The sequence below is a fragment of the Methylotenera sp. N17 genome (assembly GCF_000799155.1).
Classification (GTDB): Bacteria; Pseudomonadota; Gammaproteobacteria; order Burkholderiales; family Methylophilaceae; genus Methylophilus.
In genome coordinates, this window is record NZ_JUGE01000001.1 from 2,118,636 (window position 1) to 2,139,842 (window position 21,207).

The 21,207-nt window shown below is 43.7% G+C and carries 18 protein-coding genes; 12 read left to right on the top strand and 6 right to left on the bottom strand.

Translation table 11 applies throughout. The annotated features are described in order from the left end of the window. The first annotated feature begins 5 nt into the window (after positions 1–5). The 4 genes from FG11_RS10050 to lplT all read left to right on the top strand — a co-directional run bounded on the left by FG11_RS10050 (position 6) and on the right by lplT (position 4,702). Positions 6–1,457, top strand: coding sequence for a sensor histidine kinase (locus tag FG11_RS10050; protein WP_047534828.1), 1,452 nt, complete (start codon positions 6–8; stop codon positions 1,455–1,457). 113 nt (positions 1,458–1,570) lie between these two features. Next, entirely contained in the window at positions 1,571–2,032 is a 462-nt protein-coding gene (locus FG11_RS10055) for a peroxiredoxin (RefSeq protein ID WP_047536090.1), read from the top strand. 7 nt (positions 2,033–2,039) lie between these two features. Next, complete coding sequence (locus FG11_RS10060) at positions 2,040–3,437, top strand: PhoH family protein (protein ID WP_020182961.1); 1,398 nt, start codon at positions 2,040–2,042, stop codon at positions 3,435–3,437. A 92-nt stretch (positions 3,438–3,529) separates the two neighbouring features. Then, complete coding sequence (gene lplT, locus FG11_RS10065) at positions 3,530–4,702, top strand: lysophospholipid transporter LplT (protein WP_020182962.1); 1,173 nt, start codon at positions 3,530–3,532, stop codon at positions 4,700–4,702. A 38-nt stretch (positions 4,703–4,740) separates the two neighbouring features. Here lplT and FG11_RS10070 read toward each other — a convergent pair whose 3' ends face one another. The 5 genes from FG11_RS10070 to FG11_RS10090 all read right to left on the bottom strand — a co-directional run bounded on the left by FG11_RS10070 (position 4,741) and on the right by FG11_RS10090 (position 10,552). Continuing rightward, positions 4,741–6,111, bottom strand: a complete 1,371-nt coding sequence (locus FG11_RS10070; RefSeq protein WP_020182963.1) for an NAD(P)/FAD-dependent oxidoreductase — start codon at positions 6,109–6,111, stop codon at positions 4,741–4,743. A gap of 28 nt (positions 6,112–6,139) precedes the next feature. Beyond that, on the bottom strand, positions 6,140–6,685 hold the full coding sequence (locus tag FG11_RS10075; RefSeq protein WP_020182964.1) for a c-type cytochrome: 546 nt from the start codon (positions 6,683–6,685) through the stop codon (positions 6,140–6,142). Between the two features lie 116 nt (positions 6,686–6,801). Further along, positions 6,802–7,332, bottom strand: coding sequence for a c-type cytochrome (locus FG11_RS10080; RefSeq protein WP_020182965.1), 531 nt, complete (start codon positions 7,330–7,332; stop codon positions 6,802–6,804). 187 nt (positions 7,333–7,519) lie between these two features. Then, positions 7,520–8,422 carry a quinoprotein dehydrogenase-associated putative ABC transporter substrate-binding protein gene (locus FG11_RS10085; protein ID WP_025224976.1) on the bottom strand — a complete coding sequence of 301 codons (903 nt, stop codon included), beginning with the start codon at positions 8,420–8,422 and terminating at the stop codon, positions 7,520–7,522. A gap of 255 nt (positions 8,423–8,677) precedes the next feature. Continuing rightward, positions 8,678–10,552 carry a PQQ-dependent dehydrogenase, methanol/ethanol family gene (locus FG11_RS10090; RefSeq protein ID WP_020182967.1) on the bottom strand — a complete coding sequence of 625 codons (1,875 nt, stop codon included), beginning with the start codon at positions 10,550–10,552 and terminating at the stop codon, positions 8,678–8,680. Positions 10,553–10,818: 266 nt separating this feature from the next. Here FG11_RS10090 and pip point away from each other — a divergent pair, with 266 nt between their 5' ends. The 5 genes from pip to FG11_RS10115 all read left to right on the top strand — a co-directional run bounded on the left by pip (position 10,819) and on the right by FG11_RS10115 (position 17,256). After that, positions 10,819–11,775, top strand: coding sequence for a prolyl aminopeptidase (pip, locus tag FG11_RS10095; RefSeq protein WP_047534830.1), 957 nt, complete (start codon positions 10,819–10,821; stop codon positions 11,773–11,775). A 37-nt stretch (positions 11,776–11,812) separates the two neighbouring features. Continuing rightward, the gene (locus tag FG11_RS10100) at positions 11,813–13,087 is read left to right on the top strand and encodes a YhjD/YihY/BrkB family envelope integrity protein (protein WP_047534832.1); all 1,275 of its coding nucleotides are present in this window, start codon (positions 11,813–11,815) and stop codon (positions 13,085–13,087) included. Positions 13,088–13,123: 36 nt separating this feature from the next. Continuing rightward, the gene (locus FG11_RS10105) at positions 13,124–14,644 is read left to right on the top strand and encodes a tetratricopeptide repeat protein (protein WP_047534834.1); all 1,521 of its coding nucleotides are present in this window, start codon (positions 13,124–13,126) and stop codon (positions 14,642–14,644) included. Positions 14,645–14,903: 259 nt separating this feature from the next. Then, the gene (locus FG11_RS10110) at positions 14,904–15,965 is read left to right on the top strand and encodes a response regulator (protein WP_020182971.1); all 1,062 of its coding nucleotides are present in this window, start codon (positions 14,904–14,906) and stop codon (positions 15,963–15,965) included. 52 nt (positions 15,966–16,017) lie between these two features. Beyond that, positions 16,018–17,256: an OmpP1/FadL family transporter gene (locus FG11_RS10115; protein ID WP_047534837.1), complete on the top strand. Its 1,239-nt coding sequence runs from the start codon at positions 16,018–16,020 to the stop codon at positions 17,254–17,256. 62 nt (positions 17,257–17,318) lie between these two features. Here the strand turns inward: FG11_RS10115 and FG11_RS10120 are convergent, their stop codons facing one another. Beyond that, positions 17,319–18,701, bottom strand: a complete 1,383-nt coding sequence (locus FG11_RS10120; RefSeq protein ID WP_235276375.1) for a sensor domain-containing diguanylate cyclase — start codon at positions 18,699–18,701, stop codon at positions 17,319–17,321. Between the two features lie 511 nt (positions 18,702–19,212). On the opposite strand from FG11_RS10120, the gene FG11_RS10125 reads away from it, so the two are divergent. The 3 genes from FG11_RS10125 to FG11_RS10135 all read left to right on the top strand — a co-directional run bounded on the left by FG11_RS10125 (position 19,213) and on the right by FG11_RS10135 (position 21,155). Beyond that, positions 19,213–19,623 carry a hypothetical protein gene (locus FG11_RS10125; RefSeq protein ID WP_020182974.1) on the top strand — a complete coding sequence of 137 codons (411 nt, stop codon included), beginning with the start codon at positions 19,213–19,215 and terminating at the stop codon, positions 19,621–19,623. A gap of 50 nt (positions 19,624–19,673) precedes the next feature. Beyond that, entirely contained in the window at positions 19,674–20,204 is a 531-nt protein-coding gene (locus FG11_RS10130) for a cytochrome b/b6 domain-containing protein (protein WP_047534839.1), read from the top strand. A 486-nt stretch (positions 20,205–20,690) separates the two neighbouring features. Then, complete coding sequence (locus FG11_RS10135) at positions 20,691–21,155, top strand: hypothetical protein (protein ID WP_047534841.1); 465 nt, start codon at positions 20,691–20,693, stop codon at positions 21,153–21,155. Positions 21,156–21,207: the final 52 nt, after the last annotated feature.

A 21,207-nucleotide genomic window follows, 5' to 3' on the forward strand; every position in this document is an offset into this window, starting at 1 on the left:
ACCGCATGCAAAAAACGCAGAATTCTAAATCGCTACGTGATCTGCTGTTAATGCATGAGCTTATTTTTATCGCCCTGATTTTGCTTGCTGTCATCAGCGGCGGCTATGGCATACATATCTGGGATAAAACTTCTAAAGAGTCACAGCGTATTAACTTATTGGTACAAGAAATTTACCAAGTGCGCGGCGATTTATACCGCCAAATGAAAGAATTGTTTGATGCCTTCTTTTTACAAGATGGTGAAGCGCTCGCTGAATATAACGCTTACACACAATCCATACTGACCCACTTTAATGGGCTCAAAGGAATAGCGCGCGGTGACGAAGAGAAACAGGCAATTGCCGAGATTGAGCAGAATTACCGCATCTTTGTGAATGAGGCACCGTCGCTGTTTTATCGCTATCAAGCACGTCCGGATCGAGATTCTCAGAAATCGCTCTATAAGGACATTGAAACAGGCATTTTTTCTCGCTACGAGGATGTCTCCAAGCGTGCAGAAATGCTACTTAGCTTAAAACAAGTAGAGCTCAAAACAAGGCTTGCCGATGCCAAATCCAGCTCGATTGCCATCTTGAGCATTCCAGTCTTACTTGCGGGGATTTTGCTGTTTTTTTCTAGGCTCTTTCTCAAAAAATCCATCGTCAACCCGATCAATGCCATGATGCACGCAACACAAGAAATCAGCGCGGGCAACTTAAGCCATAAAGTACCGGAAACCGGCGCTAAAGAGCTAGCTACCCTCTCGCAAGAAATCAACAAAATGGCTGAGGACTTATCACTGAGCCGTGATGCACTGGTACGCACCGAAAAGCAAGCTGCGCTTGGGTTACTGGTTCCCATGCTGGCACACAATATTCGCAATCCGCTCGCCAGCATTCGCGCGACTGCGCAAATTATAGATAGCCCCGAGCACGACAAAGATACACGAGAATCACTTCAAGGCATCATGAACACCGTAGACAGGCTAGAACGTTGGACAGGGGCGCTGCTAGCGTATCTCAACCCCATCAAACCACAGCTCAGTCCGGCCAAATTAAGCAATATCATCCAAGGCGCAACTGGACCACTGGTCCAGAAATTAGCGGAAAAAAACATTCAGATCGTGACCGATATCAGTGATGTAAAGAGCGCCATTCTTACCGATGAGCACTTACTGGAACAAGTGCTTTACAACCTGATTCTGAACGCCATTGAAGCCTCACCAAAACAATCCTCTATTTACCTCAATGCAAGCTTGTTCAACCATGTACTCGAAATGACTATCCGCGACGAAGGATCCGGTATGCCATTTGTACCTGACCCGCATGCCTTAAGCCCAGGCCCTACCACGAAGCGTTTTGGTACTGGCTTAGGCATTCCATTTGCCTTCAAAGTGTGCGAAGTCCTCAATGGCCAAGTAGAATTTATGACAGCACAGCCTGTCGGTACCATCATCAAAATCAACCTGCCCCAATAGCACTCACCACAGGCAATTGCATTATGGTCAACAGTCATAAATTTATTTACGATTAAACTTGCCTTATTTGCGTTTTTTTAGAACAATGGTCATATCAAGATATGACAAACACTATGCTAAACCAACCCGTTCCAGACTTTGCACTTCCTGCGACTTCAGACAAAACCATCCAGCTTTCTGACTTTTTAGGTAAATATGTAGTCGTATATTTTTACCCCAAAGACTCCACGCCCGGCTGTACCACGCAAGGCATGCAATTCAGAGATGCGTATGCCGATTTCCAACAGGCCAATACCGACATTGTAGGTATCTCGCGTGACTCCGTGAAATCGCATGAAAACTTCAAAGCAAAATTCAGCTTCCCGTTTGAGCTATTGGCGGACACCGAAGAAATCGCCTGTGGCATTTTTGGGGTGATGAAAATGAAGAACATGTATGGCAAGCAGGTACGTGGGATTGAGCGCAGCACATTTGTCATCAATCCGCAGGGCGAGCTTATTCGCGAATGGCGTGGCGTTAAAGTTGACGGCCACGCGCAGGAAGTACTCACTTTTATTCAATCTTTATCACGATAAATCGATTATGGTCAAAAAATCAGCAGCTACAACCAAACTCTTTGTATTAGACACCAATGTATTAATGCACGACCCTTCGTCGCTGTTCCGATTCGAAGAACACGATATTTACCTGCCCATGGTAACGTTAGAAGAGCTGGATAATAATAAAAAGGGGCTGACAGAAGTTGCACGTAATGCACGCCAAGCCAGTCGTTACTTAGAAGAAATTGTTGGCACAGATCTGACCAACCTAGAGCTAGGCTGTCCACTCGCCATCAATAATAACCGCCACTTAACCGGACGTTTGTTTTTACAAACCCAGCAAGTTATTAAAGAGCTGCCTGGCCTAGCCGGTAGCAAAGCCGATAACCAAATTATCGGCGTTGTGCTTGATCTGCAGCAGCGCCACCCCAATCGTCAGGTGATATTGGTCAGTAAAGATATCAATATCCGCATTAAGGCGCGCGCCATGGGCGTGCCGGCTGAAGATTACTTTAACGATAAAGTACTGGAAGACAGCGATTTACTCTACACAGGGATTCGTGAACTGCCACAAGACTTTTGGGAAAAACACAGCAAGGCTATGGAATCCTGGCAAGAAGCAGGCCGCTTGTTTTATCGCATCTCTGGCCCACTTGTAAAATCGTTCCTGATCAATGAGTTTATCTATTATGAGTTTGATAAACCGTTTAACGCGATTGTCCGTAAGATAGAGGACAACACCGCCGTACTCGAAGTGGTGCAAGACCATACCAATCCTAAACATAGCGTATGGGGTATTGTGGCAAGAAACCGCGAGCAGAACTACGCGCTTAACTTACTGATGGATCCGGAAATTGATTTTGTCACCTTGCTTGGACAAGCTGGGACAGGCAAAACGCTGCTCACGCTCGCTGCTGCCTTGACACAGACACTGGATAAAAAAATCTACTCTGAAATCATCATGACGCGCGTGACCGTGCCAGTGGGTGAAGACATAGGTTTCTTACCCGGCACCGAAGAAGAGAAAATGGCGCCATGGATGGGCGCGCTGGAAGATAATCTAGACGTCTTGAATAAGACTGATGAAGATGCAGGAGAGTGGGGACGTGCTGCAACGCAAGACCTGATTCGCACGCGGATTAAAGTCAAATCACTCAACTTTATGCGGGGCCGCACCTTTTTACATAAATTCCTAATCATTGATGAGGCTCAAAACCTGACGCCAAAACAAATGAAAACACTGATTACGCGTGCCGGCCCGGGCACCAAAGTCGTTTGTTTAGGCAACATTGCACAGATTGACACGCCCTATCTGACAGAAGGTAGCTCTGGGTTAACTTACGTGGTGGATCGCTTTAAGGGATGGGAACACAATGGGCATGTCACCTTGGTACGTGGCGAACGTTCAAGGCTTGCAGACTTTGCTGCAGAGTCATTATAAGCCTTGCCAACACTGAACTATGCTATGCTCTGAAAGCACGAGTATTAAAGGATTAACCCTGAAGTAGCACCCAAAGCTATTTCATAAAAATAATGCAATCTGGTTTTTATATTATATTAATTGCGCAGTTTTTGTCTGCACTTGCCGACAATGCGCTGTTGTTTGCTGCGATTGCACTACTGGCAGAAATGCATGCACCCAATTGGCATACACCGCTGTTGCAACAGTTTTTTGTGATTTCTTACATTGTACTAGCACCATTTGTAGGCTCAATTGCCGATGCATTTCCCAAAGGCAGCGTCATGTTTGCCTCCAACTCCATTAAAGTAGTGGGCTGTATTTCCATGATTTTTGGGCTACCGCCACTCTATGCCTATGGCATTGTAGGCATAGGTGCGGCAACCTATTCACCTGCAAAATATGGCATTTTGACAGAGTTATTACCTAGCCATTTATTGGTGAAAGCCAATGGCTGGATGGAGGGCTCTACTGTCACAGCGATTATTGCAGGCGCCATTATTGGCGGCAAGTTAGCCAGCACTAACCCGCATTTTGCCTTGTATGTGATTACTGTCTTATATATAGGGGCCGCCATCTTTAACTATTTTATTCCCAAGATGCCCATTGAGCTTAAATTAGAAAGCAAGAGCGCTTTTTATATGGTGAAAGATTTTTGGCACGCTTTTGTCTCGCTTTGGAAAGATCCATTAGGTCAAGTGTCGCTTGCGGTGACCACTTTATTTTGGGGTGCTGGTGCCACATTAAGGTTGGTAGTATTGGCATGGGCGGCGCTCGCACTCAACTTCGATATCGAGGCGTCCACGCAGCTAGTCGCCACGGTAGCAGTGGGGATTGCAGTAGGCTCAGTGATTGCATCCAAATACATTAAGCTGGAAGAATCTACCAAAGTATTGCCAGCTGGCATACTCATGGGTGTATTGGTCATTGCGATGGTATTTGTTACTCATTGGGCAGTCGCAGCAGTTTTGCTGTTCTTCATCGGCGTATTAAGCGGCTATTTTGTGGTGCCGCTTAATGCCTTACTACAACACCAAGGTCACCATTTGATAGGCGCAGGCCATTCCATTGCCGTGCAAAACTTTAATGAGCACATAGGCATCCTAGTGATGCTAGGCTGTTATTTGCTCATGGATAAAGCCAATATGCCGATGAACTACATCATCATTGCATTCGGCACGTTCATTATTTTGAGCATGGGCCTCATCAATAAGGTGTACCACAAAAAAATTTACGCGCCCAAATGAGCGCGTAAGTCTATTCAACAACCTAATTTGAATTGCAACTAATGCAATTTCACATGCGGCTCGGTTCTGCGGGAAATCAAACGCCCAATGGTGTGGATAATCACTGACAACACACCATGCAATGCCATCAAATGCATTTTGTATAGCGATCTGTACATTAGGCGTGCAAACAGGCCTTGAATATACATACTGCCGCCTGACACTGCACCCATCAAGCTACCTACCGTAGAGTATCTACCTAGATTCACTAACGAGCCATAGTCGGTGTAATGGTATTCAGGCATTTCCGTTTTGTTAGCAACACGCGCCTTCACAGATTTCACCAACAAAGAGGCTTGCTGATGCGCCGCCTGCGCACGTGGCGGTACATTGCCATCATGTCCAAGCCATGGGCATGCTGCGCAATCACCTAATGCAAAAATATTGTCATCTAAGGTAGTTTGCAGTGTTTGTTTGACTACTAATTGGTTAATGCGGTTAGTCTCTAAGCCATCAATATCTTTTAAGAAATCTGGTGCTTTAATACCAGCGGCCCACACCACTAGCTCTGCTGGAATTACACGTCCGCTATGAGTTGTCACGCCTTTGTCCGATACCTCCGTCACACGCTCACCCGTAAATACATTCACACGCAACTTGCGTAATTCTACGTCTACCGCCAATGACATCTTGACTGGTAAGGCCGGCAAAATTCTATCGCCAGCTTCAATCAATGAAATTTTCACATCACGGTCTGCGTCAATTTTATCCAGACCATAGGCTGCTAACTCACGTGTCGTATTATGCAATTCAGCAGCCAACTCTACGCCTGTTGCACCCGCCCCAACAATCGCCACTTCCAGCTGGCCTGGTTTTAATGGCGTGGTTTGGGTTTGTGCACGCAACAACGCATTGTGCAAGTAGCGGTGAAATTTTTGTGCTTGTGCTTGCGTATCTAATGCCATGGAATGTTCACGCGCACCTTTGATACCAAAATCATTGGTAGTACTGCCTACCGCCATAATCAGCGTGTCATACTTGAATGTGCGTCGTGGAATCACCTCATTACCATCTTCGTCAATATAAGGCGTAATGGTAATCTCACGTGCGCTACGATTTAAGCCATCCATACGACCGAAGCGGAAATTAAAGTGGTGCCAATGGGCTTGTGCCAAGTATTCCAGCTCATGTCGGTCTGGATCCATACTGCCTGCAGCAATTTCATGCAACAAAGGTTTCCACACATGCGTACGTGTGCAGTCGATTAAAGTGATCAGTGCTTTTTTCTTTTTGCCTAGACTGTTGCCTAAGCTCGTGGCTAACTCTAAACCACCAGCGCCGCCGCCAACGATAATCACATGATGTAAATCGGTCTCTGAACTCAAAATATAACCTCTTGATATAAACAAAAACGCGCCTGCCATATACATGCAAGCGCGTTATATACGGAATACGCGGTTAGCTTGCTGCCGGAGCAGGTGCGCCCATACTGCGAATCCATGCAATAATTTTTAACAATTCGTCTGGTGTAATCCCATTTTTAGGATCTGTCGGGTCCATCAAGCCAACACCTTTTGCACCCATACCACCATTTGTACCATGCCAAACTGTCTCAAACATACCTTTATCTGTAGAGTCTTTAGGATAACGATAGGTTGGGCCGGTTAAACCAGGACCTACTTGACCTTTTGCTTCCGGGCCATGGCATTGCGTACAAGAGTACAACTGGAATACTTTTTTACCCTTAGCAATCGCTTCTTCGTTACCAATATATGGGTTATTACCTGTGGCCAAAAATTCTTTAGCTGCAGGCGTATCGAACAAAGCCGCATCGATCACCAATGGCTTGCTTTCTTGTGTGTCTACAAACTCAATTGCCTTACCTGATGGAGCAGCTGCAGCGGCTTTGTCACCACCGGCACTGCTTGCGCTGTTGTCAGCGTTACACCCTGTTAAACCTGCCACTAGCATCATCGTCAACATGCCAAGCTTGTAACTTTTCATCTTCTGCCCCTATGCAAAATATAATTATACTGATCAAGAAAAAAGGTTGCTGTAATTATACAGCAACCTTTTGATTTTGTTACCTCACTGTAACTTGACCGTTACAAATGTGTGATTTATTTTTTAGGTGTTTCGTTTAACCAAGGAGTGTCGCCACCACCTTTGTATTGTGTACGCAACCATGCTTCAATTTTTAAAATATCATCAGTCGCTAAGTTTTCTGGGTTACCTAATTGGTTATGCCATGCAAACATACCGCCGTTACTACCACCTGCAATCGTTTCAAACATGCCTTTATCAGTAATATGTTTTGCATATTGCCATGTGCTGTCAGTAATGTTTGGGCCCACTTGACCGCCACCATTTGGACCATGACATTGTGTGCATGAGTAAAAACCAAATTTTTTCTTACCGGCTTTAGCTGCTTCTGGATCTTTTGCAAACGCTTTTGTATAAGGGTTTACGCAAGTTGCCAAAAATTCTTTAGCTTGTGGTGTGTCAGTATCCACAACTTTAACGCCTAATGGACTGCCATCTTTTGTAGAAACTAAATCACACGCTGCACTTGCTTGAAATGAAAGCGTAAGACCCGCTAATGTCAACATACCAACAAATAAAGTTGACTTTAATGCTTTATTGCCTAACATGTTTTCTCCTAATCTATATAACAATAATGAGCTACGTTTTGTTCATGCTAAGCGCACTGCCCAACGTATGATCATTTAACGAACTATTACTTGTTTGGTTGACACAATTTATTCACAAGATTCTGTTAGCAAACAATCGCGAGATTCTACTTGTTTTTTAAAACTGTGTCACTCATAAATGATTAGTTTAATTACCTTTTTTGAACACATTATCACCTTCAACCACTGGCACTGTTGGGATGCCGTAATCCGCTAGGATTTTTGCGATTTTATCTTTGTTGCGCTCTAAAGCTGCATCAATGTCTGCCATGCGTGCTTTATCTTTTTTACGCACGCCAACAGAGATATTCCAGTATTCCTTGCCTTTCAAATCTACGTTGTTGTATTCCGGAATAAACACCACGTCCATAGGCACAGGAGATTTCTTGGCATAATAGCCAGCAATCGGCCCCCACATGATTGCAACATCAATTTCCTTCTTAGCTAAATCGTCAATCATAAAGCTAGTAGGCAAATTCAAATCGCGCTGCATACGATAAGGTTTTGAGTATGCAATTAAGTCATGATCTCTTAATGGAATAGTGGCCGGACTTTGACCAATCACGCCAATCACGCCTTTTTTCAAATCGGGCGAATCCCAATTGGTAATATTAAAACCGCTCTCCTTGCGCCACACAAACACATGGCCAGAGCGATAATATGGTTTAGATGTTCGTAAGGCATCGTAATCTGAAGTAGTACCGATTACTACATCACAGCGGCCAGCATTAATGGTATTTCTGAGAAAGCCTTGACGATTGTAGGCATATGCAAATGTAAGTTTTTTACCTAAGTCCTTTGCCAACACTTCAGCAATCTTGTCTTCAAAACCTTCTTGTTTCAAATTTGAATACGGCATGTTGTCTGGGTCTGCACAAACCTTGAACTCAGTACCATCATCTACACGACGCACCTCACCAACGCGACCTTCATCTGCATTTAAAGATGGCAGCTCTTTATCGTCCAGCACTTTCTCAATGGTCTCTTCAGCCAACACATGATTGCTTACCAACACCAAGCTCACCAATACTACTTTTAATTGTTTTAACATCATCTCAACCCTCATATTATTAAGTGACATACATCTACCACACTGTCTTCTGAGTACCACTAGGTTCAAAAGTTCTTTCTCATAGCAAATCAGAAAGAAGCATTGTAACCAAATGCTTCGCTTTAGCATACCAATCTGTATACATCTAAGTTTTATTCTCTACATATAAAAAAACACCCCACCGAAGTGGGGTGTTTAGTTTAGCTAATGAAAGCTGAGTTAACGTATTAACGTTATAACTTAAGCAAGCCTAAATTATAGTGAGAACACTGTTAATGCACCGCCGCCAGGAGCAGCGTTGTATTTTGTCAACTCTTTGTAACCACCAGCAGCACCAAGTGCGTCTGTGTCGTTAGTCATACCAAGGTTCATCGCTACACCAGCCCAGCCACCGATACCTGATAGCACGCCAACGTGTTGTTTACCTTTTAAGCCGTATGTGAATGCATTACCAATCACGCCAGAACCTACTTGGAATTTCCAAAGTTCTTTACCTGATTGTGCATCAACAGCTTTGAACCAACGATCTAAAGTACCGTAGAACACCAAGTTTGAAGCAGTAGTTAAAGCACCACCCCAAGCAGAGAATTTCTCTTTGTTGTACCAAACTTTTTTGTTGGTCATTGGATCATAAGCGCCGAAGCCACCCATTACGCCGTCAGGACCAGCAAACATCGTTAAAGTAGCACCAACCCATGGTTGACCAGCAACGTATTTAGACTCAACTGGCTCGTATGTCATACACACGTGGTTCAATGGAGTGTAAATCAAACCAGTTTTTGGTGAGTATGCAGCTGGTTGTTGATCTTTAGTACCCAATGCAGCTGGGCAAACGCCTTTAGCATTGTAGTCTTGGTGTGTTGAAGCTTTAGCGTCTTTATGTGGCACGCCTGTTTTCATGTCAACGTGTGTTGCCCAGTTTACGAATGGGTGTACTTTCTCAGCAGCAACTAAAGTACCGTTACCAGCTTGGAATGTGTACGCAAAACCGTTACGGTCATGGTGCCATGCGTATGTTTTGCCACCTTTGTCGAACAAGATTACTTCGTTGATACCATCATAATCCCACTCATCGTGTGGAGTCATTTGGTAGCCCCATTTTGCAACACCAGTGTCTAAGTCACGTGCGAAAATAGTCATAGACCATTTGTTGTCGCCTGGACGTACATCTGGGTTCCATACAGATGGGTTACCTGTACCGTAGTACACTAAGTTTGTACGTGCATCATACGGCCACCAGCCCCATACAGAGCCACCACCATGTTGCCAACCATCTTTAACTGCTTGTGGTTTCAACCATGTACGTGTACCTAATTCTTTTTCGCCAGTTTTGATTTGGCTAGCATCTAGTGCTTTGAAAGAACCGCCTTGTTTGTTACCACCGTTAACGTCAGCATATACTGATAATGCGCTGTATTGTGGGTTAGCTGAGTTGAAATCAGCACCGATCAACACTTCAGCATCAGGACCTGTTGAGTAAGCTTTCCATGCTAAAGAACCATCTTTGATGTTGTATGCTGCGATAAAGCAACGTACGCCGAACTCAGCACCTGAACAACCTGTCAATACTTTGTCTTTGATTACGTGTGGAGCGTTAGTGTTTGTAGCACCAACTTTTGGATCTGTGTTTTTAACTTCCCAAGCTTTAGCACCTGTTTTAGCATCTAAAGCAACCAACATACCGTCATTTTGTTGAAGGTAGATTTTACCGTCGCCGAAGCCTAAGCCACGTGAAACGTTATCGCAGCACAAAACAGCTTGTACTGATGGGTCTTGTTTAGGGAAATATGACCATACGATTTTTTGATTGTCGTTTAAGTCAAGTGCGTATACGTTGTTTGGGAATGCTGTATGTACATACATCATGTTACCAACAACCACTGGAGAACCTTCGTGACCACGGTTTACACCAGTAGCGAATGTCCAAGCAGCTTTCAGGTTTTTAACGTTACCTTTGTTGATTTGCGCTAATGAGCTGTAAGCTTGGTTAGTATGGTTACCACGTGGGTGAGCCCAGTTGTTTGCGTTTGCAATTGCCGCGTCTTGGTCTGCAGCTGCAGAAGCAATCATTGGCAATGCCATTGATGCTGCAACTAAACCTAGAGCTAATTTGATTTTATTAACTTGCATGTTGATCTCCAAAGTTATATTACTAAGGGTTAATTGAAAGCAAACTCGAATATTAAGGCACTAACTAGGTCTAGCGATTACCTCAATCTTAGAGCATACTTTTCATCACATTTGCATGTGAGGAATGCAATATAAAACAACTTGTTTCTAATTGCAACAGTTTAGTTACAATTTATTAACAAATATTCGAATATTTTTTACAGCTATTTTTATCCAAAAATTAATACGGCAATTTATTCAATAAAATCAAAGAGAAAGAATTTTTAATGTCTGCAAAAATCCAATCTGACTTGTATCCAGAAATTCAACCTTTTCATAGCGATTGGTTACAAGTGGATCCTATCCACCGGGTTTATTTTGAACAATGCGGCAACCCAGATGGTCCAGCCGTTATTTTTCTGCACGGCGGCCCTGGTAGCGGATGCAATCCGACACAGCGTCGTTTTTTTGACCCCAAGCATTATCATGTGATTTTGTTCGATCAGCGCGGTTGCGGGCGCAGCACACCGGAAGGTGAAGTCATCAATAACACCACTGATGACCTTGTTGCAGATATAGAGCAAATTAGAAAGCATTTGAATATTAAACGCTGGCATGTGTTTGGTGGCTCATGGGGCAGCACGCTAGCACTAAGTTATGCGTGCACACATCCCAGCGCTGTCATCAGCCTAGTACTGCGCGGCATTTTCTTGAGCCGCCCATTTGAGCTCAATTGGTTCTTAGGTCAAATCAATCTGTTTTTCCCAGACCAATGGCAAGCTTTGTGTCACTACCTACCAGAGGCAGAGCGTGAATCGCCACTACATGCGTTTGAACGCTTGGTGTTTTCCGAAGACCCGAATATCAATATCCCTGCTGCGATTCATTGGAATGCTTACGAAAGCAGCATCATGAGTTTGGTTAATAATCCAAGCAGCAATCCTGTCAATGGCAAAGTGGAGCTGGCGCGTGCACGCGTTCAAATCCACTATATATTGCATCAATGTTTTGTCGGGCAACGTGATTTACTTCAAGAGGCGTCAGAAAAGCTTGCGAATACCCCTGCGACGATTGTGCAAGGCCGCTATGATATGGTGTGTCCACCACAAACAGCATGGGAGTTGCATCAAGCAATGCCGCATGCGCAGTTTGTGATGGTGCCTGATGCAGGGCACTCCGCCATGGAAACTGGCACCTGCAACGCATTAGTGGCTGCAACAAACTGCTACAAACACTTAGAATAGCTAGCACGCATTTTTATCGGCCGCTTTATCAAACTATATGCAGATTAAAAAGTTACCTGACTTTAAAAAACTCGCGGATCACCCGGTGGTGACCACGCCGCTGAACTCTTACGCCAAGCAAGAATATGCGACACCGTTATTTGTGCTGCGCGAGACACTGGCAGGGTTTGGCCGCCACAACATCATGAGCTTGTCGGCTTCGCTTTCGTTTTATGCATTGTTTGCATTAATTCCCCTGGTACTGCTGATTTTCTTTTTACTAAGCCATCTGGTGTACTCATCCGATTATGCCATTGTTAAACTTGCGATCCTTACTGGCAATCTGGTCCCTGATTTAAGTAGCAAGATTATGGTGGAAGTCTATAACGCCACCCAAACCAAAGCCGCTTGGGGTGCATTGGGGCTGATTGTGTTACTTTGGAGTGTCACACCACTGGCCAGCGCTATGCGTGCCTCCTTTTACACCATTGCCGCAAAAGTAGAAATGCCATCCTTTGTGATGCGACAAGTAAAAGACATCCTTTCCGTATTGGGCATACTGTTACTTTTTTTCTTATTTACCTCTGCAGGCTTTTTACTTGAACGTGTAGTAAGGTTTTTAGCCAATCACTTCTCCACCTTTCAGCTCAATGTATTAGGCTCTATATTTACCTTATTACTCACCACATTACTAATCACTGGGTTCTATCGTGTGTTTTTCCCCATGCGGGTAGCCTTTACACACTTGTTCATTGGTGCGTCGGTCACCGCACTACTGTGGCTAGCCATGCGGCCTGCCTTTGGCTTGTTTTTATCCATTAACGAAAACTACGGTGCGATTTTTGGCAGCATGAAAGCATTGTTTGTCTCCATCACCTGGCTGTATTTAAATTTTGCCGTATTTTTATTAGGGACAGAGCTAATTGCCACGCTCAGAAAAAAAGATGTACTGCTGCTCAAAGGCTTGTTCGACAACATCCCCAACAAGGCCAACTACATTGACGCACTAATGCAGCGCTATGGCAAAAGCTATAGTCAACATGACACAGTCATCGAGCAAGGCAATATTGAACGCAATCTATATTTCATTGTGGATGGCACTGTCCACATCACGCAACATGGCATCGTTAAGCATGTTTTAAAATCCGGCGATTATTTTGGCGAGATTGCCATGCTGGCCGATCTGCCCGCCAATGCCGATGCGATTGTCGCATCGGAACAGGCGCAGATTATCGTGATTTACGCAGAGAATATTGATACCATGCTGGCAGAAGACCCCAAGGTGGCCATGCAACTATTAAGGCATTTGGCCAACCGGCTACAAAACAATTAACCCAGATAACTACACACATATTTTTACCGACTCATCATGGCTAAATCTTTTTCCAGCAGCCCACAGCCAAGCGTCATTCAGCAATTGATTCAACTGTTGAATCAAGGTCATCTAGCAATGGCCGAGCAAAAGGCAGTAGCACTGATTGCGCAACATCCACGCGAGTTTATTTTGCATCACGTATTAAGCCTAGCGCTGGACCAGCAACAAAAATATGCTGAGGCGGCGACGAGCTATCAGACGGCGATTCAGCTTCAACCCAATATGCCAGATTTACATTTTAATTTGGCGATTGTGCACACCCAACTCAATCAGTTACAAGAAGCCGAGCACGCCTATCGCAAAGCAATTCAACTGCAGCCTGGCTTTTTTGAGGCGCATGGCAATTTGGGTACTATTCTGCAACGACAAGGCAATCTAGATGGCGCCATTCAGTGCTATCAAACCGGGTTACGCATTAATCCACAAGATGCGCGTGGCCACTTTAACTTAGGCACCGTATTACGTGACAAAGGCTTACTACATGAAGCGGTGAAGCATTATCAACAAGCTATCCAACTGTTTCCAAACTATACCGATGCCTACAATAATTTAGGCGAAACATACCGCGATTTGGGCAATATGTCAGAGGCGATTCAGCAATATCAGCGCGCGCTATCACTCAACGCGCAACACGCCAGCGCCAACTACAACATGGCAGAATTTTTGTATCTGGCCAAACGATTTACAGAAGCCATCCCCTATTTTGAGCAATCACAACTGGATGATTGGCAAGAGCGCATTCTCTACTGCCTATATAAAGCCGAACAATTTGATGCATTTAAGCAAAAGCGCGATGCACTGATTCAACAAGCACCACATACCTCCCCTTTTTTGGCAACGCTCTCCACACATTACAGCATTAACTTTAACGAAGCAGATCCATACAATTTTTGCAAAGACGGATTACAGCATGTCTACCATCGCGCCATTCCAGCGCTTGCACCGAACAGCGCGCTGCTCAACGCACTGCTACATGATATTCACCATGCAGATATTGCAGAGCGTAAGCAAGCACGGCTGACCAATGGCAAGCAATCGGCGGGTAACTTATTCAAACGCCCAGAGGCTTCCTTTAGGCAGTTGGCAGAGTTGATTCAGCAGGAGTTTGTCGCGTATCGCGAGCATTTTGCAGGAGCTGACTGCACTTTAATCACCGCCTTCCCGCAAACATTGGAATTTACCAGTTCATGGTATGTCAGCATGCAGCAGGGCGGCCACTTAAATGCGCATATCCATGAAATTGGCTGGATTAGTGGCGCAGTCTACCTTGCCATGCCAGAGACCGAGGACGAAAAAGAAGGCGCGTTTGAATACGGTACACATGGCGATGACTACCCGCAACAACATACAAACTTCCCCACCGCATTCATCAAACCCAATGTTGGCGATATCGTATTATTTCCATCGTCACTGTTTCATCGCACCATTCCCTTTAGCGCACAACAAGCCCGTATTTGCATTGCGTTCGATCTAAAACCACAAAACCAATTCATGCATGCACGATCAAATTATTAACATCCATAGCGCATGTAAATATCGCGATAATAATTTGTGTGGTACCATTTAACTAAACAATGTAATGCATTGTTTTATTTAGTGTTAGCGCGATATAGGCTTCGGGTGGTCGTTTATTAACAATACCATTCCAAGTAACTGATTTTTATAAATAAAATAAAAATTCATCCGTACGCACTCACATCGCCTTTTTTTTGCTAGACTGTGTATTCTTTAAATTAAAAAAAGCGTGTGTTTTGCTAAAGCAATGAGGGACCTCATGAAATCGATTAACATGTTCGACGACTCAACCGTACTGATCATTGACGATCAGACGACCAGTCGAACAATCCTTTCTCAAGTGGTAAAAAGCATACATCCCAAGATGCATGTCATTGAGAAAACCAATCCTGAGCGCGCGTTAGAGTGGGCCACACAAAACACGGCCGATCTCATCTTGATTGACTATGTGATGCCGGAAATGAACGGCATTGATTTTGTCAAAATGGTGAAAACCATCCCTGCCTATTATTTCGTTCCGATCATCATGATCACCATCAAGAAAGATACGGAAACACGCAATACCGCTTTGGATGTAGGTGTCACCGACTTTTTAACCAAACCGATTGATGTACAAGAGTGCACGGCAAGATGCAAAAACCTACTGACCATGCGCCAACAACAAATGACGTTGGAAACCAAAAGCAATTTACTTGAAAGTTTGGTGCAAGCAGCTACCGCTGAAATTCGCGCACGTGAAAAAGAAACCTTGATGCGGCTTGCACGGATTGGCGAGTATAAAGACTATGAGACCTCTCGCCACTTGGTACGTATGGCACTGTATGCCAGAATCTTGGCCGAAGCCGCTGGATTTTCTGAAGATGAAGCTGAGACTATCGAACTCGCTGCGCCGCTACATGATATTGGCAAGGTAGGCATACCAGACCATGTGTTACTCAAAGCCGGTCCATTGAGTGAAGAAGAAACAGCCATTATGCGCAAGCACCCGATCATTGGCTTTCAAGTACTGCAAGACAGCCCTTCTAAGTATTTGCAAAAAGGCGCAGAAATCGCGCTTTCCCACCACGAACGCTTCGATGGCAATGGCTACCCTAAAGGCTTGTCTGGTAAAAAAATTCCTGTTTCCGCACGCATCGTCGCAATTGCGGATGTGTTTGATGCGTTGACCAGCAAACGTCCTTACAAAGAGGCTTGGTCAGTCGATGCTGCGATTCAGTTTATACAAAGCGAAGCAGGTAAGCATTTTGACCCGGACTTGGTCAAAACTTTAGTTAAAATTAGACCTAGATTAGAGAAAATTCACGCCGAATATTCAAATTAATGCATCAACATAAATATAACTAAATATCACCAATATTTGCTCAGGGGGCTTTATGAAAAAATCGTTACTGTCCGCAGCGCTGTTTGCTGCACCTATCGTCACGCATGCGGCTGGTTTTGCATTAGTTGAGCAAAGTGCCAGTGGCTTAGGAAATGCTTATGCAGGTGCAGCGGCTTCGGCGGAAGATGCAAGTACTATTTTCTTCAACCCGGCAGGTATGACGTATATTGATGGCACACAAATCGTCGGTGCACTCCATATCATCAAATTAAGTGCCGATTTTAATAATGAGGGCTCCGTAGCTGGTACAGGCCGCCCACTTGGTAGCGAAGGGGGCAATGCTGGCAGCACTGCATTTGTACCCAATCTGTACTTTAAAACCAGCTTGACCGATGCATTGGATTTCGGGCTTGGCATCAATGCTCCGTTTGGCCTTAAAACTGAATACGACAAAAACTGGATTGGCCGCTTTCAAGCCATTAAATCTGACCTGAAGACCATCAACATCAATCCGGCGCTGGCATTTAAAGTGAATGACCAACTGTCTTTAGGGTTTGGCCTCAATGCCATGTGGATTCAAGCCGAATTAACCAGTGCAGTCAACTTGGTTGCGGCAGAGCGTTCATCCAAAGTAAAAGGAGATGACTGGGGACTAGGCTACAACTTTGGTGCTATTTATCAAGTGACAGAAGCCACCAGACTTGGCTTGGCTTATCGCTCAAAAATTGATCAACACCTGAAAGGTGACGTCAAATTCTCTACTTCTGGCGGACCAACCCCCAACGGCGATGTGACTGCCGATGTCACCTTACCTGAAACACTGTCATTTAGTGTGTTTAGCCAACTCAACAGCTCTTGGGATTTACTTGCTGATGCCACTTGGACACGCTGGAGCAGATTCCGTGAGCTTGCTGTGTACAGGGAAAGTGGTGCTTTACTGACATCAACCACAGAAAACTGGGATAACACTATGCGCTACTCGCTAGGTGCGAATTATCACTACAGTGATAAGCTCGTATTACGTGCTGGTATTGCCTATGACGAAGAGGCATTTGGTGATCAGTATCGTACTGCTCGCATTCCTGGGAATGATAGAAAATGGCTGTCATTGGGTGCCGGCTGGAAAGCAACAGACCAAACAAAACTAGACATTGGCTATACACACTTATTTGTGAGCGATATTGATATTGATGACAACCAAACTACTGTATTCCCAAGCCGTGGACGAGTACGTGGCGATTACGACGGTAGTGTGGATGTGCTAAGCGTGCAAGTGACCCACAACTTCTAGCTGTTCTCAATAATAAAAAACGCGCAATGGCGCGTTTTTTATTTTGAATTGCAGCTTCGCGCTCAGCTATCAAATAAGCTTTTCTGTTCCACTTCTGTAAACACCCTAAATTGATTTCTACCAGCGCCCTTTGCTTCATACAGCGCAATATCTGCTTTCTTTAGCAGGCGTTTAGTTGTTTCCTCACCATCCTGACCAAAACTAGCCACGCCGATACTCACACTCATGGGCACACGCTCGCCCAATACTTCGGCATGTTCTTTAAACAAATGGACAATCTTTCCGGCAACCACATTGGCATCGTTAATGTCATTGAGTTCGTCTAGCACAATCACAAACTCATCTCCGCTAATGCGGCTAACCGTGTCCACATCACGAATCGCCGACTTGAGCCGCGTCGCAATCACCTTGAGCAAAGCGTCACCCACATCATGGCCGTAGGTGTCGTTTAATTTTTTGAAATGATCAATGTCCACAAACAATATGGCCAAATTACGTTTAAAGCGTTTTGCATGCGCAAGCGCCTGTTCTAACCTAAAGTCCAATAAACGACGATTAGCCAGCCCAGTTAAACTATCATGCATGGCCAACGCAGTGAGCATTTTCCGCTCGCGCAATAAAAAGTAAACCAACGCTGATAATAGCACCGCAATCACAATCCCCATTAGCCTGGCAATCACAATCAATTGTGGAGTTTTTTCCGTTTTTTGCAACACCACCCATTCCCATGCTGCATCCGGGAAATCACTAGTAGAAATGATTGCGCCCTGACGATGAAACAAATCAGAGTTGCCATATACGGCTTTTCCATGTTGATCACGGATAGCAAAATCAAACTCATCATTAAGTAACGGTCGAAAGGCCGAATCAAAAAAAGCATCGGAGTTAATAACGGTAGACAACAGCCCCCAGTATTTTTGATCGATGTAGACTGGGTAACGATAAATCAAGCCCCTGCCACCTTGCACCAAGTCCAAAGGCCCAGTTAGCACGCCCTGATGGCGGTCTATCGCCTCTTTTACTTTGGGCCATTGTTGCGGTAAATTGCGATAATCTACCCCTATCGCTTTTTCGTTGGATTGTATAGGGTACATATAGGTGATGGTGTACCCTACGGCGATTGCTAGATTTCTAACATTATTTGTTCTAGTGTATAAATCTGCTAGCACATTTTGTACACGCTGATGGTCCAACTCGTGATGATAGATGGTTAAATAGCTAGACAAACCATTCGACACGAATAGTAAGGTATTGAGCTCTCGATCGACCTTTGACTTCAGCGTTGCCACATAGTGGGAGGCCGCCACCCGAAGCTTGGCATCGGCTTTTGCAGACTCTGCACTAATCAGCACCTCAAACATCACAAAAAACACAATAAAGACGGCACTAGCAATCGCCATTGCTGAAAAGTTGTTTTTGATCTCGCTGAGTAACTTAGTTGTCATTTGCTTCGAATTCATCATTTCGTTGCAACACTTTGTGTATCCACACGCATATGGTATCTATATATGAGCAAAACCACCCGTCTTTTTTGTGATTTAATCACTTGCTATGCCAATTTCATGTACTCAATGTAGTAGCCCCCATTAATTCATGAATACATTCAGCTAGCCATACCAAAAGTGTTTAGGTGTGTGCTGATAACGCTGAAAAAAGTCGGTTTAAGTATTTCCAACTATGCTGTTGATTTCAAATGGTGAACATCTGTGATGTCGAACACAGCACCAACGCATCATGTTGGCCTTTAATATCCTTGCTCAAATGTTAAAGTTGTAATCCAGACCTCTGACCAACCTCATGTTGCATTACCAAAAAAATAACTATAAACTGCACAAAAGACAGACCTGTCTTCCTATTTATGTCAATTTAACATGATATGGATGTATTGGACTAGCTTTGATCAGGCAGCATTACTAGTGCAATTATTTAAAACAAATATTTCAAGGGGAAATAAAGATGACTGAAGATAACCATGCAGGCAATGTAATTTTACTTAGGACAGCCTGTATTACATTGCTTTTAGGGTTGGTCCTAGCGTGGTGCCTTGTGATGACTAGAGGCATGAAAATTCCTTACATGCTCAATATATTTACTAGCACTGACAACCTTTTATCAGGGCATTTAGATTTTCTAATGATGACGATGTTGCTATTAGGCTTTTATGCGTCAAGAATTAGATTGCCCAAGTTTGTGATTTGGCCAATGGCCCTTGGTTCTATAGGTAATCCAACAGCTTTTGTAGTATTGGCGATTTCTCCCAAAATTCACTCACTTCCTTACATATTATTTCTATACACCACATTATCGTTAACGACTTTCGGTTTTGGAATGGCCGCAATTAAAGCGCTCAGATACTCCTTCAAATAACCGGCAATTCGTTTTGAGTATAAATCTAGAATTGGGGGTTCAAAATCGCGATGGGTATCGATCTTAAAAATTCAAATACACAATATGGTTTGATCGCTAGAACATTGCATTGGACCAGTGTGGCGATGCTGTTAACTATTGTAGTGCTGGCTAGTCAGCTTGCAGGTAAAGTATCCGGACCTGAGAAGGTGGAATTAACCACACTACATTCTTCAATGGGTATTATTTTTCTTGTGTTGATGATTGCTAGATTGACATGGAGAAACCTGAACCCCAACCCAATTCATTCTTACAGCATTAAAACCTGGCAAAAACTGCTGGCTATTTCACTTCACAGGTCGATATACATCATCATCATTACACAATGTTTTTTAGGTATATTGGTATTATTCTCAACTGACCAAACAACTTATTTTTTCGATTTGTTTGAGTTCCCGCCACTGCTTGAGAAAGCGAATCCAATTCATACAATAGTGTTAGGAATGCATTATGCAATCTCTGTGATGATTTACCCCTTATTTGCTATCCACATTACGGCGGCCATTTATCATCAAGTTTTTGGCTTAGTAGAAGACAATTAATTAATAGAAAAGATTATCAGGTAGGGTGCCTCTGTACAAATGGAGCTCCCCTGTGATGAGCCTAGTCATAACGCTTAGCAACTTCTGGCCAATCAATCCAAATCCCCACAACAAGCTGACATACAGCCATCAATTTATGGCTGAAATTACCGTCATCTGTATTTGCTTGGCTACCTCACCAAAAACAAAAAAGACCCAAGGTGTTAACCTTGAGTCTCTTTATAAATGGTGGCCCCTCTGTCATTCAAACATATATATAACAAATTGAATTTAATACTATTTTTATCTAACAAAAAATAGTTACCCCTAAAGTTACCCCAATCATTTGAATGTCACCCCTTTTTATGGGGTAAAGAAACTCTTTTTGTCGAGTCGGTAAATTAATAATTGCTGATGCTAGTTGCGTCCAAACTTGCAATTAATTACTATGCAAATCAACTAATTCTAGATATAGAAAAACACTAAAAATACTTATATGGTTTATATATGATCAATGATAAAACAGAAAATAGAAAAGATTCGTCAGCTTACGAATCAGCAATACGCTGGCAAGCTTATGCTAGAGAGAGCCGCACAGCCGCTAACTCTCATTACTTAGCATACTCTGCGGCGATACTGGCGCTACAATCCACCATACTTGTAGACGATGAAGTTATATCAATAGCGTGGCCTATTTCTTTTGCTTTGGCAGGTATATTTGCTTTCCTATCTTTAATATTTGGCAGTGCAGTTGTTCTAGTTCGATTACAAGATGCACGATTGACTGCAAGAGTAGCGCGTTATCGATATACAAATAAATCTCAATTACAAATTAAGGCTATGAGGAAAAGAGCGGATAATTGTAGTGGATTGGTAAACAAACTTTTTATATGGCAAGTTATCTCGTTTGCTTCCGCCGCGCTACTATTCGTAGTTTGGGTTGTAGGCTCGAATATTTGTAAGCTTATTTAACTATTAATAATTAAATGGGCTTCTAAGCGTTTATATTTTCACGTTAGGTATG